Genomic DNA, 13,640 nt, shown 5'->3' on the forward strand with positions numbered 1-13,640 from the left:
GACGGTCGGGCCGTCGGGGGTGCTCCGGTGAGCGCCCGGACCGGTCCTGCCCTCCCGCAGCGCATCCACGGGCCGGCGGGACGTGCCGTGCAGGACCCGGCCGGGCCGGGCGCGCGGGAGTTCCCGGGGGTGGACCCCGCGTGGTCGCGCGTCGTCGTCGCCCCCGACGCCGAGGGCACCCCCCGGCGCTGGCACCTGCTGGACACCGGTGCCGGGGACGCCTCCGGGCACGACGGGGACGTCCGCCCCACCCTCCTGTGCGTGCACGGCAACCCCACCTGGTCCTACCTGTGGCGGCGGGTGCTGGAGCAGGCGCCCGAGGGGTGGCGGGTGGTCGCGGTGGACCAGCTCGGGATGGGCTGGTCGGAGCGTCCCGACCGCCCCCGCACCCTGCCGCAACGGATCGCGGACCTGTCGGCGCTGACCGAGACCCTCGGCCTCACCGGCCCGGTCGCGGTCGCGGTGCACGACTGGGGCGGCCCGGTGGGTCTGGGCTGGGCCCTGCGTCACCGCCACCAGCTGGCCGGCCTCGTGCTCACCAACACGGCCGTGCACCAGCCGACGACGTCCGCTCCGCCTGCCGTCATCCGGCTCGCCCGCTCGCCGGGGCTGCTGGCGCAGGTGTGCCGCCGGACCCCGCTGTTCGTGCGGGCCACGACCGCCCTGTCGGTCCCCCCGCTGCCGGCGGAGGTCCGGCGGGCCTTCGCTGCGCCCTACGCGACGCCCGGACGCCGCGCGGCCGTCGCCGACTTCGTGGCCGACATCCCCTTCGAGCCCGACCACACCAGCCGCCCCGCGCTCGACGCCGTCGCGGAGGACCTGCACACCCTCGGCGACGTGCCCGCGCTCATGGTGTGGGGCCCGCGGGACCCGGTGTTCGGCCAGCGCTACCTCGACGACCTGCTGACCCGGCTGCCGCACGCCGACGTGCAGCGGTGGACCGGCGCCTCCCACCTCGTCCTGGAGGACCGGCCCGCGAGCGTGCCCGTGATCTGGGACTGGCTGGCCGAGCGGGTGGGCACCGCAGCGGCGGACGGTGCCGGCCGTCCCTCCGGTCCCGGGGTCGACGTCCCCCGGGTGCCGGTCCGCGTCGACGTCTCCCGGCCCGGGGCGACCGCCGTGGCCGAGCTGGGCGGGACCGGACGGCAGGTGACCTTCGGGCAGCTGGCCGAGCGGGTGGAGGAGGTCGCGGCCGCCCTGGCGGACGGTGGGGTGCGGCCGGGCGACCGGGTCGCCGTGCTCGTGCCACCGGGGATCGACCTGACGACCGTGGTCTACGCGCTGTGGCGCGTCGGGGCGGTCGTCGTCGTGGCGGACGCCGGTCTCGGGCTGGGCCGCCTGGGCGCGGCCCTGCGCTCGGCCGGGCCCCGGCACGTGGTCGGGATCGGCCGGGCCCTGGCGCTGGCCCGCGCGACCCGCGTCCCCGGTCGCCGGTGGCGGGTCGAGCCGGGCGGGGAGGAGCTGGACCGGCTCGCCGCGCGGGGCCGTGAGGTGGGCCCGGCGGTCCTGGCCGACCTCGGCGGGCCTCCCGGCGACGCCGACGGCGCGGTGCTCTTCACGTCCGGGGCCACCGGCCCTCCCAAGGGGGTCGTCTACACCCGGGACCAGCTGGGCGCCCAGGTCGCCCTGCTGCGGGACACCTTCGACCTCGCCCCGGGACAGGGGCTGGTCGCCGCCTTCGCCCCGTTCGCCCTCTACGGCCCCGCCCTGGGGCTGCGCAGCGCGGTCCCGGACATGGACGTGACCGCCCCGCACACCCTGACCGCCCCGGCACTGGCCGACGCGGTGGCCGCCGTCGGGGCCGACGCCGTCTTCGCCTCGCCCGCCGCGCTGCGCAACGTGGTGTCCACGGCGGACCGGCTCACGGCCGGGCAGCGCGCCGCCCTGGCCGGGCCACGGCTGGTGCTGTCGGCCGGTGCGCCGGTCCCCGTGGACCTGCTGCACCGGGTGCGCGAGCTGCTGCCCTCGGCCGCCACCCACACCCCCTACGGCATGACCGAGGTCCTGCCGGTCGCCACGCTCGACCCCACGGAGCTCGCGCCCGGTGCCGCGAGCGGCGCCGGGGTCTGCGTCGGGCGGCCCGTGCACGGGGTGGACGTCGCGGTGGCCCCGTTGGACGCCCACGGCGTCCCGGCCGACGAGCTCGCCACCACGCCCGGGACCGTCGGGGAGATCGTCGTGCGCGGCCCGCACGTCAAGGACCGGTACGACCGGCTGTGGGCGACCCAGCAGGCCACCGCGCGGCCGGCCGGCTGGCACCGCACCGGCGACGTGGGTCGGCTCGACGGCGACGGCCGGCTGTGGGTCGAGGGCCGGCTGGCCCACGTGGTCCTGACCGCCGACGGGCCGGTGCCCCCCTACCCGGTGGAGGACCGGCTGCGGGACGTGCCCGGGCTCGCGGACGTGGCCGTGGTCGGGGTGGGACCCGCCGGCGTCCAGCAGGTCGTGGTCGTCGTCGTGCCGGTCGGCCGCGGCGGGCGGCGCGCCCGGCTCACGGGCGCCCCCGGCGGCCCCGACCGGCTCGCCCCGCCCGAGGTCCGCGACGCCGTGCGGGACCGCGCCGGCGTCCCGGTGGCGGCCGTCCTCGTCCGCGACTGGCTGCCGGTGGACGTCCGGCACGCCAGCAAGGTCGACCGCACCGCCCTGGCCGCCTGGGCCGACGACGTGCTGCACTCCCCTGCGGGCCCCGCCGGACCGGCCGCCCTCGTGCGACGCGCCCTGCGGCCACGGGCCCCACGGACGAGGAGCCGCTGATGGGCTCCGGCCGGGTCCTGGTCACCGGCGCCAGCGGGATGCTGGGCCGGGCGGTCGCCGACCTCGCCGCCGTCCGCGGCTGGGACGTCACCGTGATGCAGCGCCGGACCGCCGGCGGGCCGCACCGGGAGGTGCTCGGGGACGTGCGCGACCGGGAGGCGGTCCGCCGCGCGGTCGCCGGGCAGGACGCGGTGGTCCACCTGGCGGCCAAGGTCGACGTGGTCGGACCGTGGATGGACTACGTCCGGACCAACGTGACCGGCACCCGGCACGTCGTGGAGGCGGCGCGGATGCACGGGACGGGTCGGCTGGTCCAGGTGTCCTCCCCGTCCGTGGCCCACACCGGTCGCTCCCTGGCCGGAGCGCCGGCCGGGGCCGCCAGCCCGATGCGGGCCCGGGGGCACTACGCCCGGACCAAGGCGGCCGCCGAGCTGTTCGCGCTGGCCGCGGACGGGCCGGACCTGGCGGTCGTGGCCGTGCGGCCGCACCTGGTCTGGGGACCGGGCGACACCCAGCTCGTCGGGCGCATCGCCGCACGGGCCCGGCAGGGGCGGCTCGCCCTCGTGGGCGCCGGCACCGCCCTGGTGGACACCACCTACGTGGACAACGCCGCCGAGGCGCTGGTGGCCGCGCTGGAGCACGCCGAGGAGGCGCACGGCCAGGCCCTCGTGGTGACCAACGGCGAACCGCGGCCGGTCGGCGAGCTCGTGGCCGGGATCTGCCGCGCGGTGGGGGCCCCGCCGCCGCGCCTGCACGTGCCCGTCCCGCTGGCCTGGGGGCTGGGGGCCGGGGTCGAGGGGGCGGTCGCGCTCTCCGAACGGCTCCCCCTGGTGCCGGCCATCACCCAGCCGCCGCTGACCCGGTTCCTCGTCGAGCAGCTCAGCACGGCGCACTGGTTCGACCAGCGCCGCACCCGGGAGCTGCTGCACTGGCGACCGTCCGTCGACGTCGACACCGGCCTGGCCCGGCTGGCCGCAGCCACCTGAGCACCCCGGCCCGGGCCCCGTGGCCTGCCCGACCCCCGCCCGGCCGCGCGGGACGGCGACCTAGACTGCCCGCATACCGCCCGACCGCGTCAAGGAGGACCCCCATGTCAGCGCCCCAGGCCGTCATCGTCGCCGCCGCCCGCACCCCGATCGGACGGGCGTTCAAGGGCTCGCTCACCAGCGTCCGCCCCGACGACCTGGCCGCCGGCGTGATCCAGGCCGCCCTCGACCAGGTGCCCGGCCTGGACCCCACGACCATCGACGACCTCTACCTGGGGTGCGCCGAGCCGTCCGCGGAGCACGGGTTCAACATGGCGCGCGTCGTCAGCGTGCTGCTGGGGCTCGACGGGCTCCCGGGCGCCACCGTGAACCGCTTCTGCGCGTCCTCGGTGCAGACGACCCGGCAGGCCTTCCACGCCATCCGCGCCGGCGAGGGGGACGTGTTCGTCAGCGCGGGGGTCGAGGCGGTCTCCCGCTACCAGAACTTCGCCGGCGCCGGCGGGGGCGACGAGAGCGTGAAGAACCCCCGGTTCGCCGACGCGATGGCCCGCACCGAGGAGACCGCGCGGACCAACGCCACCTGGACCGACCCGCGGGAGGAGGGTCTGCTCCCGGACGTCTACATCTCCATGGGGCAGACGGCCGAGAACGTGGCCACCTCGCTGGGCATCTCCCGACAGCGGCAGGACGAGTGGGGCGTGACCTCCCAGAACCGCGCGGAGGCGGCGATCAGGGCCGGCGTCTTCGAGCGCGAGATCGCCCCGGTCACCCTGGCCGACGGCACCGTGGTCAGCACCGACGACGGGCCACGCGCCGGTGTCACCCTGGAGAAGGTCTCCCAGCTGCAGCCCGTCTTCCGCGAGGACGGCACCGTGACGGCCGGCAACTGCTGCCCGCTCAACGACGGCGCCGCCGCCCTCGTCGTGATGAGCGACACCCGGGCCAAGGAGCTCGGCCTGACCCCGTTGGCCAGGATCGTCTCCACCGGCGTCTCCGCCCTGTCCCCGGAGATCATGGGCCTGGGACCGGTCGACGCGTCCCGACAGGCGCTCGCCCGGGCCGGGATGACGATGGAGGACATGGACCTCTACGAGATCAACGAGGCCTTCGCCGTGCAGGTGCTCGGCTCCGCCGACGCGCTGGGGATGGACTACGACCGGCTCAACGTGCACGGCGGCGCGATCGCCCTGGGGCACCCGTTCGGTTCCACCGGCGCCCGCATCTCCACCACGCTCATCAACGCGCTGCAGACGCAGGACAAGCAGTTCGGCCTGGAGACGATGTGCGTCGGCGGGGGCCAGGGCATGGCGATCGTCCTCGAGCGCCTGAGCTGACCCGCCCGGGGCCGGCCGTCGGTGCGGCGCGCACCGGCGGCCGGGGGTACCCTGACGGCCGATCCGTTCCCTTCCCCCGGTGAGGTGCCCCCATGGCTGCTGGTCTGGCCGCCCTGCTCGACGACATCGCCGCGATCGCCCGGGTCGCGGCCGCCTCGGTCGACGACATCAGCGCCGCCGCGGGGCGCGCGAGCATGAAGGCGGCCGGCGTCGTCGTCGACGACGCCGCCGTCACGCCCCGGTACGTCACCGGTTTCGACCCCAGCCGGGAGCTGCCGATCATCAAGAAGATCGGCCTCGGCTCGCTGCGCAACAAGCTGCTCTTCATCGTCCCCGCGGCGCTCCTGCTGAGCCAGTTCGCGCCATGGGTGCTCACCCCGCTCCTCATGCTCGGTGGCACCTACCTGTCCTACGAGGGCGCGCACAAGGTGCTCGAGTGGCTCGGCGTCGGAGGCCACCACGACGGCGCGAAGGACGCGCCGGTCGTGGAGCAGGGGCCCGAGGAGGAGAAGAAGATGGTCTCCGGTGCGATCCGCACCGACTTCATCCTCTCCTCCGAGATCATGGTCATCGCCCTCAACGAGGTGACCGACGAGCCGTTCCTCAACCGGGCGGTCATCCTCGTCGCCGTCGCGATCGGCATCACGCTGCTCATCTACGGGGTGGTCGCCCTCATCGTGAAGATGGACGACGTCGGGCTGCACCTGGCCGAGCGTCCCCAGGAAGGGGCCCAGCGGATCGGCCGCTTCCTCGTCAAGGCCATGCCCGTGGTCCTGAAGACCCTCTCCATCGTCGGCGTCGTCGCCATGCTGTGGGTCGGCGGGCACATCCTGCTGGTCGGCACCGACGACCTGGGCTTCCACCCGCTCTACGCCTTCGTGCACCACATGGAGGAGATCGTCGCCGGGTGGGTCCCGGGCGCGGCCGGCCTCGTGGCCTGGCTGACGAACACCTTCTTCTCGGCCGTGCTCGGGCTCCTCGTGGGGACCGTGGTCGTCGGCATCGTCTCGCTGCTGCCCTTCGGCTCGAAGGACGAGCACGCCGACGACCACGCCGACGCGCGGCACTGACCCGGCCGTCAGGGCAGGGCGCGCCGTAGGCCTGTCAACCGCTCCCCGAGCTCGCCAGGCGGCAGGCCCGCGGCCCGCCAGTCGAAGACCATCACCCGCAGCTGGTCCATGAGCACGGCCGGCCCCAGGTCCGGGACGGGCGCCCTGGGCACGCCGCAGATGTCGGAGACCTCGTCGGCCAGGCCCTGCACCACGGCCACCACGGCCGGGACAGCAGGAAGCGCGCGGTCCAACGGCAGCTGCTGCCACCGTCGGACCACGCGCTCCAGCTCGGCACGGACGACGTCGTCGTGGTCGTCGTCCATCCGGGGTCGGTCAGTCGCGCTGCAGGATCGAGAAGAGCCGCAGGAACTCGATGTAGAGCCAGACCAGGCTGGCGACCAGGCCGTGGCCGAGCAGCCAGGAGTACTTCTCCGGGGCCCCGCCGCGCACGGCCCGGTCCACGGAGTCGAAGTCGACCGCGAGGCTGTAGGACGCCATCCCCACGCCGAACAGCGAGATGAGGATGCCCAGCGGGCCGCCGTAGACGCCCCAGCCGTCGCCGAAACCGAGGAAGCCGGCGCCGATGTTGACGAGCAGGAAGACCAGGTAGCCCATCGCCATCATCCCGAAGATGCGGCGGGACTTGCTGGTGACCTTGATGAACCCCGCCTTCCAGGCGATGAACATCCCGGCGAAGGTCGCCATCGTGGCCACCACGGCGGTCGTCACGACGCCCGGGTAGGCCTCGTTGAAGGTCACGCTGACCGCGCCGAGGAACAGCCCCTGCAGCCCCGCGTGCACGAGGATGAGCGGGACGTTGACCTTCTTGCTGAAGCCGATGGCGAAGGACAGGGCCAGCGAGCCGAACATGCCCAGCAGCCACACCGGCATGGCGATCTCCGGCCTGGGGCCGACGAAGAACCAGGTGGCGCCGGTGACGGCCAGCGTCAGCCCGAACAGCAGCATGGTCTTGACGACGACGTCGTCCAGGGTCAGCCGGCCGGTCTGCGCGGGCCCGGCGGGCGCCTGGCCGTACATGTCGCGCAGCTGCTGGTCGGTGAGGGTCTCGCTCGGACCGGGCTGGTAGCCGGACGGGCCGGGGATGGTCGGGGAGCCCTGCGGCGGGGCGTAGCCGCCCGGCTGCGAGCCGAAACCGGCGTAGCCGCCCTGGGACGCCTCCTTGTCGATGCGGTTGAAGACCGGGTTGACGGCCATGGAACCTCCGTTGTCGTGCGGCACGGCGGGAAAGTCCCCCGACGTGTCTCTTTCCCAGGGTAGAACGTCGGTGGTGGCCCCCACCATTCCGGGAACCGGACCGCTGCGGGCCCTGTCCACAGCGCCTGTCCCTGACGTGACGTCCGGCGTTAGTCTGGAAGGCGCCCCGGCCCTGTGACCCGGGGCGCCGACGCCCGGACGGCACCCGACGTGCTCCCGCGGGGCGTCCCCGGCCACGACGAGGAGGTGGGTATGCGGTCGCGCCGCCACCCTGCACGTCCCCTCGTCGCGCTGCTCGCCGCCGGCGCCCTGACCGCCGCCTCCTCGGCGGCGTCCCCCGCCGTCGCGCCGACCGCCGCCGTCCCGGCGTCCCCGACCGGCACCCATCCGCACGTGCCGGCCCCCGCATACCCGCTGGGGACCTTGCTCCCGGAGCCGGTGACGGACCCCGACGACGCCTCGCTGCGCCTGGGCCTGGCGCCCCACCACGACCTCGCCCGGCGGCTGAACGAGCTGGTGGCCACCTCCGACCGGGTGTCCGCGCAGGTGGTCGGGTCCAGCGTCGAGGGTCGCGACCTGGTCCTGGTGACCCTGACCGCCCCGGAGGGGCCCGACGAGGCCCGCGAGCAGGACCGGCTGCGCGACCGCATCCTGGCCGACCCTGTCCGGGCCGCCCGGGACCAGGAGCTCCGGGAGCGCTACAAGGTGCCCGTGCTGATCACCGCGAACCTGCACGGCAACGAGTGGGAGGGCACCGACGCCGCCCTGCGGCTGGTCGAGGAGTGGGCCACCAGCGACGACCCGGACGTCCTGCAGACCCTGGAGAGCACCCGGGTGCACCTGATGGTCTCGGCCAACCCGGACGGCCGGGTGGGCAACTCCCGGCGCAACGCCGCCGGCTTCGACCTCAACCGGGACCTGCTCACGGTGTCCCAGCCCGAGACCCGCGCCCTGCGGGACGTCGTCGTGCGCACGCAGCCGGCGATGGTCCTGGACGTCCACGGCTACGTCAACGGACCCCTCGTGGAGCCGACGACCCCGCCGCACGGGGAGAACTACGAGTACGACCTGTTCCTCAAGCACGCCTGGCCCAACGCGCTCGGCATCGAGGAGGCGATCCTGGGGCTGGGGCTGGACGACGGCGACGGGGTCCGCCCGCCCCAGGTCCCGCTGCGCGACTGGGACGAGGGCTGGGACGACTGGCCCCCGATCTTCCTGCCCCAGTACGCGGCGCTGCACGGGGCGGTCGCGCACACCGTCGAGGTGCCGCTGCGCGTCAACAACGCCAGCTACGACCTACCCGAGGAGGAGCTGCGCCGCCGGGCGGCCGTCAACGTGGACGTCGCCCGGGCAGCCATGGGCGCCACCCTCGACTACGTCCGCGACCACCGGGAGGAGCTGATCGCCGACCAGGTGGAGATCTTCCGCCGTGGCACGGCCGGGGAGGTGCAGCGCCCGGTGCCCGAGGGACTCTTCGGCGTCGTCGGGCCCGAGGACGTCTCCGTGACCAAGTACCCCCGGGCGTACGTCGTGCCGGCGGGGGGCCGGCAGCGCTCGGCGCCGGCGGCCGCACGGCTGGTGCGCCACCTCCTCGACCACGGTGTGCAGGTGGAGCGGGCCGAGGCCCCGGTCGTCGTGGACGGCACCACCTACCCCGAGGGCAGCTGGGTGGTCGACCTGCACCAGGCTCGACGGGGGGTGGCCCACGCGCTGCTGGGCCAGGGCACCGACCTGTCCGACCGGGTCGAGGCGATGTACGACATCTCCGGCTGGAGCCTGGGCCTGCTCTGGGGCGCCGACGTCGTCCCGGTCCGCCCCGGGTCCGGGGACGGGTGGGACGTGCCCCGCGCACCGGTCGGCACGGTGCCCGGCCAGGGACAGGTCGCCCCGTCCTCGCGGGGATGGGTGCTCGAGCTGGCCGACCCGGCCGACGTCCGGGCGCTGGGTCAGCTGCTCTCCTGGGAGGTGGGCGCCACCCTGCTGCCGGACGGGACGGTGCACCTGCCCGTGTCGGCCGCCTGGGCCGTGGAGCAGGTGGCCGACGACCACGGCGTGCACCTGGCCGGCGCCTCGGCCGCCCAGGCGGAGGCGGCCGGGACGGAGGAGGCCGCCGTGCTCGCGCGACCACCGGTGGTGGGCGTGGCCGCGACCGCCGAGGAGCGGTGGGTGCTGACGGACATGGGGCTGACGGTCCGGCCCGTCGGCACGGACGAGCTCAACGAGGGCCTCGACCTGAGCGACCTGGACACCCTCTACGTCTCGACCGGGCTGGCGATGGACCAGCTGGACGAGGAGGCGCGCGCGGAGGTGCGCTCCTTCCTCGCCGAGGGGGGTGGGCTGGTGGCCCGGGGCGCGGCGGCGAACCACCTCGAGGACGCCCTGGACCTGCTCGACGTCACCGTCGTCGCCGGGCCGGGCGACGCCAACGGCGTCGTGGCCGTCACCGACGAGGACGGCCCCGTCGCCGGCGACGGCCCCGGGCACACCTTCGTCTACGGGCCGCGCTGGTTCACCGACCTGCCCGACGACGTGCACGTCGAGCAGCGGTTCGCCGACGACCCGCTCGTCTCCGGGCACTGGCGTCCGGGCGGGACCGGCCCCGACGCCGCCGCCGGGGAGGCCGTCCTGGTGCGCGGCACCACGGACTCCGGCGGCCGGGTCGTGCTCATCGGTTCCGAGCCGTTGTTCCGCGCCCACCCGCTCGGCCAGCACGCCGTCGTCGCCCGGGCGCTGCTGTGGACCGGCCTTCTGCCACCATGAGCACCGTGAGCCCGAGCACCCCCGCCGCCCTGGACGCCGCCGTCACGAAGATGCAGGAGGCCGGTGTGGCGGACGTCGCCGTCGACGTCTTCCGCCGCGCCTGGACCGACCTGGCGGAGGGACGCACCGGAACCCTCCCCGAGGCCGACATCGCGCCCGTCGAGGAGCTGGACCGGCTGGCCGACCTCGACCCGGACGCCGACACCGACGCCCTGGCCCGGACGGCGGTCGTCAAGCTCAACGGCGGGCTGGGCACCTCGATGGGGATGGACCGGGCCAAGTCCCTCGTGCCGGTCCGGGAGGGCCACAGCTTCCTGGAGCTGACGATCGAGCAGCTCCGGCACGCCCGGGAGCGGTCCCGGGCGCGGCTGCCGCTCGTGCTGATGAACTCCTTCCGCACCCGCGAGGACAGCCTCGAGGTGCTCCGTCGCCATCCGGACCTGCCCGTGGACGGGGTCGACCCGGACTTCCTGCAGAGTCAGGAGCCCAAGCTCCTCGCCGAGGACCTCTCCCCCGTCTCCTGGCCCGCGGACCCGGAGCTGGAGTGGTGCCCCCCCCGGCCACGGCGACCTCTACCCCTCCTTGCTCTCCTCGGGGATGCTCGACCAGCTGCGGTCCGCCGGGTTCCGGTACGCCATGGTGAGCAACTCCGACAACGTCGGCGCCGCGCCCTCGGCGGCGATCGCCGACTGGTTCGCCGCCAGCGGGGCCCCGCTGGCCATGGAGGTGTGCCGGCGCACGGCGGCGGACCGCAAGGGCGGGCACCTGGCGGTCCGGCGGGCCGACGGGCAGCTCGTCCTGCGGGAGAAGGCGCAGACCGCGTCCGAGGACGCCGACGCCTTCGCCGACGTGGACCGGCACCGGTACTTCAACACCAACACGCTGTGGCTCGACCTGGACCAGCTGGCCGCCGTCCTCGACCGGACCGGCGGGGTCCTGGGCCTGCCGCTCATCCGCAACGAGAAGCACGTGGACCCGACCGACCCGGGGTCGCCCCGGGTGGTCCAGATCGAGACCGCGATGGGCTCGGCGATCGAGGTCTTCGAGGGGGCCACCGCGATCGAGGTGCCGCGCAGCCGGTTCCGTCCGGTCAAGACCACCGACGACCTCCTCCTGCTGCGCTCCGACGTGTTCGAGCTGACCGACGAGGCCGAGCTGCGGCCCATCGCCGACCCGCTCCCTCTGGTCACGCTCGGTGACCACTACACCACCCTCGCGGCGTTCGAGTCCCGGTTCCCGCACGGGGTGCCCTCGCTGCGGCGGGCGACCTCGCTGACGGTCGAGGGCGACTGGACCTTCGGTCAGGACGTCCGGGTGGTCGACGACGCCGTGCTGTCCACGACCTCCGGGGCCCGGCCCGTGCCGGACGGGGCCACCGTCGGCCCGGACGGCGTCGGCTGAGCGCCCCCGTCCTCGGGCTGGCGCAGCCGACGGACCAGCCACAGGCCGGCTCCCACCGCGGCGATCCCCGACCAGGCCCAGGGCGGCACGACCCCCAGCGCGGCGGTGATCCGCTCCTGGAGGGTGAACTCCAGCTCGGTGGTGTCCCCCATGCCCAGGACGCCGGTGACGCCGGCGGTGCCGTCGAAGCGCAGGAACAGCAGTCCGATGACGATGAGCAGGACGCCGGACACGAGGGTGGTGGAGTGCACCTGCAGCGGGCCGAGCGTGAGCATCCGTCCGCGCAGCCAGCGCCGACGGCCCAGGTCGAACCGGTCCCAGGCCAGGGCCAGCAGGAACAGCGGCAACGCCATCCCGAACGCGTAGGCCGCGAGCAGCACGCCCCCGGCGACGGGCGTCTCCTGGGTGGCGGCCATCGTGAGGATGGCCCCCAGCACCGGGCCGGAGCAGAACCCGGCCAGCCCGTAGACGGCGCCGAGCAGCACGGTCGAGAACAGACCGGCACCGGGGCTGGTCCGCCGGGCCGCGAGGTTCTGCAGCCGTCCGGCGAAGGGGACGCTCAGCCCCCGGCCGAGGATCATGAGCACCCCCATCGCCACCACGAGCCAGCCGGCGGTGGTCACGAGCAGCTCGCGGTGGCCGTAGAACAGGCGGGAGGCCGCGGCGGCCCCCACCCCGAGCGGCACCAGCGTGATGAGCAGGCCGAGGTAGAAGGCGGTCGTGCGCACCAGCTGGGCGGCCGGCGAGGCGAAGGCGTAGGCGAAGAAGGACGGCAGCAGCAGCGCGCTGCACGGGGAGAGCAGGCTGAGCACCCCCGCGACGACCGCCGCGAGCAGCCCGACCTCCATCACTGGCCCGCCTCCGCCTCCGCCAGGGCCTCCTCGACGACCTGGACGAAGACGTCGGTCGGCTGGGCCCCCATGACGGGCTGCCCGTTGACGAGGAACGCGGGGGTCCCGGTCACGCCGATCGACTGGCCCTCCTGGAAGTCCCGGTCGACCGCGGCGGCCGCCTCCTCGGACTCCAGGTCGGTGAGGAACTGCTGCCGGTCGAGGCCGACCTGCTCGGCCACGTCGGCCAGGAAGTCGGGGGTGACCCGGCCGCTGTTGGGCGGCTGCTGGTTCTCGAACATGGCCTCCTCGAACTCCCAGAAGCCGTCCTGGGCGGCGGCGGCCCGACCGGCGAGCGCCGCCGTGCGTGACTCCTCGCCCAGGTAGGGGAAGTCGCGCCACTCGATCCGCAGGCTGCCCTCCTCGACGTACTCCTCGACGAGCACCGGCTCGGTCTCCCGGGCGAAGCGTCCGCAGAACGGGCACTGGAACTCCGAGTAGGCGATCATGACGACGGGGGCGTCGACGTCGCCCAGGGCCATGGGGTCGCCCTCCTCGCGACGGGCGAGCGACTCCAGGGCCGAGACGATCTCCTCCTCGGAGGCGTCGGCGGCCGGCGTGTCGACGCCGCCGTCCTGCTCCCCGCCGATGCCGGTGGACTGCCCGGACGAGCCGGCGGTGGTGTCGTCCCCGCCGTCGCCGCCCTGCCCGCCGAGCAGCAGGAAGGCGGTCACCGCGAGCAGCGCCAGCAGCACCGCCGCCGGGAGGAGCAGCCGACGGGCGCGGGAGCCGGTGCTGGTGGTGTTCTTCTCAGGCACGGATGGTCCTCCCGGAGGTGGACGGGAGGCCGCAGGCGAGCTCCCCGCGGAGCCGCTGGACGAGCGCCAGGCCCAGGAGGGCCACGGCGATCACCTGCAGCACGGGCTGGACGGGCTGGAACCAGGTCATCGCCCCGGCGTACCCGAGCGCCAGCAGGACGAGCTTGTTGCACACCGGGCAGCCCACGGCGAAGAAGGTGAGCAGCCCGCCCGCCAGCCCGCGTCGGCGGGAGGACTCGGCCCCGGGCGCCTCGGGGTCGACGGGCGACCGCACGTAGGTCGCGGTCAGCAGGCCGGCGAGCACGGAGGAGACGGCCAGCGACGGCCAGGCCCACCAGGTGACCGGGACGTCCCGGCCGAACACCGGGTTGGGGATGAGGTCGGTGGGGACGCCGATGAAGACGGCGGTGGCCACGGCCGTGGCCGCGGCCACGAGCCACCGACGGGCGCTCCACGAGCGCAGGGTGCCGAGTGCGGTGAGCAGGCCCAT

At 75.1% G+C, this 13,640-nt stretch carries 10 protein-coding genes and 1 pseudogene; 6 read left to right on the forward strand and 5 right to left on the reverse strand.

Features of this window, described 5'->3' with window-relative positions; translation table 11 throughout:
- Nucleotides 1–27 precede the first annotated feature (27 nt).
- The 4 genes from BJF81_RS05525 to BJF81_RS05540 all read left to right on the forward strand — a co-directional run bounded on the left by BJF81_RS05525 (nucleotide 28) and on the right by BJF81_RS05540 (nucleotide 6,144).
- Nucleotides 28–2,754, forward strand: a complete 2,727-nt coding sequence (locus BJF81_RS05525; RefSeq protein ID WP_083664013.1) for an alpha/beta fold hydrolase — start codon at nucleotides 28–30, stop codon at nucleotides 2,752–2,754.
- Nucleotides 2,754–3,740, forward strand: a complete 987-nt coding sequence (locus BJF81_RS05530) for an NAD-dependent epimerase/dehydratase family protein (protein ID WP_075957465.1) — start codon at nucleotides 2,754–2,756, stop codon at nucleotides 3,738–3,740. The genes BJF81_RS05525 and BJF81_RS05530 overlap by 1 nt, the downstream gene beginning before the upstream one ends.
- Before the next feature lie 104 nt (nucleotides 3,741–3,844).
- A complete protein-coding gene (locus tag BJF81_RS05535; RefSeq protein WP_075957466.1) occupies nucleotides 3,845–5,074 on the forward strand; it encodes an acetyl-CoA C-acetyltransferase in 1,230 nt (409 codons plus the stop codon).
- 92 nt (nucleotides 5,075–5,166) lie between these two features.
- A complete protein-coding gene (locus BJF81_RS05540; protein ID WP_075957467.1) occupies nucleotides 5,167–6,144 on the forward strand; it encodes a DUF808 domain-containing protein in 978 nt (325 codons plus the stop codon).
- Between the two features lie 8 nt (nucleotides 6,145–6,152).
- Here the strand turns inward: BJF81_RS05540 and BJF81_RS05545 are convergent, their stop codons facing one another.
- Nucleotides 6,153–6,449 (reverse strand): hypothetical protein, encoded by a 297-nt coding sequence (locus tag BJF81_RS05545; protein WP_075957468.1) that lies wholly within the window; start codon nucleotides 6,447–6,449, stop codon nucleotides 6,153–6,155.
- A 10-nt stretch (nucleotides 6,450–6,459) separates the two neighbouring features.
- A complete protein-coding gene (locus tag BJF81_RS05550; protein ID WP_075957469.1) occupies nucleotides 6,460–7,341 on the reverse strand; it encodes a Bax inhibitor-1/YccA family protein in 882 nt (293 codons plus the stop codon).
- A gap of 174 nt (nucleotides 7,342–7,515) precedes the next feature.
- Here BJF81_RS05550 and BJF81_RS05555 point away from each other — a divergent pair, with 174 nt between their 5' ends.
- The gene (locus BJF81_RS05555; RefSeq protein ID WP_202817433.1) at nucleotides 7,516–10,101 is read left to right on the forward strand and encodes a M14 family zinc carboxypeptidase; all 2,586 of its coding nucleotides are present in this window, start codon (nucleotides 7,516–7,518) and stop codon (nucleotides 10,099–10,101) included.
- Nucleotides 10,098–11,502 (forward strand): annotated as a pseudogene (locus BJF81_RS21365) (UTP--glucose-1-phosphate uridylyltransferase). Before BJF81_RS05555 ends, BJF81_RS21365 begins: the two are co-directional and overlap by 4 nt.
- On the opposite strand, the gene BJF81_RS05565 reads toward BJF81_RS21365, so the two are convergent.
- Genes BJF81_RS05565 through BJF81_RS05575 form a run of 3 tightly spaced genes read right to left on the reverse strand, consistent with a single transcriptional unit; the run spans nucleotide 11,403 to nucleotide 13,640 of the window.
- Nucleotides 11,403–12,350 (reverse strand): cytochrome c biogenesis CcdA family protein, encoded by a 948-nt coding sequence (locus BJF81_RS05565; RefSeq protein ID WP_075957470.1) that lies wholly within the window; start codon nucleotides 12,348–12,350, stop codon nucleotides 11,403–11,405. The pseudogene BJF81_RS21365 and the gene BJF81_RS05565 overlap by 100 nt on opposite strands.
- Nucleotides 12,350–13,150, reverse strand: a complete 801-nt coding sequence (locus tag BJF81_RS05570; protein WP_075957471.1) for a DsbA family protein — start codon at nucleotides 13,148–13,150, stop codon at nucleotides 12,350–12,352. Before BJF81_RS05570 ends, BJF81_RS05565 begins: the two co-directional genes overlap by 1 nt.
- A complete protein-coding gene (locus BJF81_RS05575; RefSeq protein ID WP_075957472.1) occupies nucleotides 13,143–13,640 on the reverse strand; it encodes a hypothetical protein in 498 nt (165 codons plus the stop codon). Before BJF81_RS05575 ends, BJF81_RS05570 begins: the two co-directional genes overlap by 8 nt.

The organism is Ornithinimicrobium sp. CNJ-824 (genome assembly GCF_001942405.1).
In the GTDB taxonomy this organism is placed as follows: Bacteria; Actinomycetota; Actinomycetes; order Actinomycetales; family Dermatophilaceae; genus Ornithinicoccus; species Ornithinicoccus kibberensis.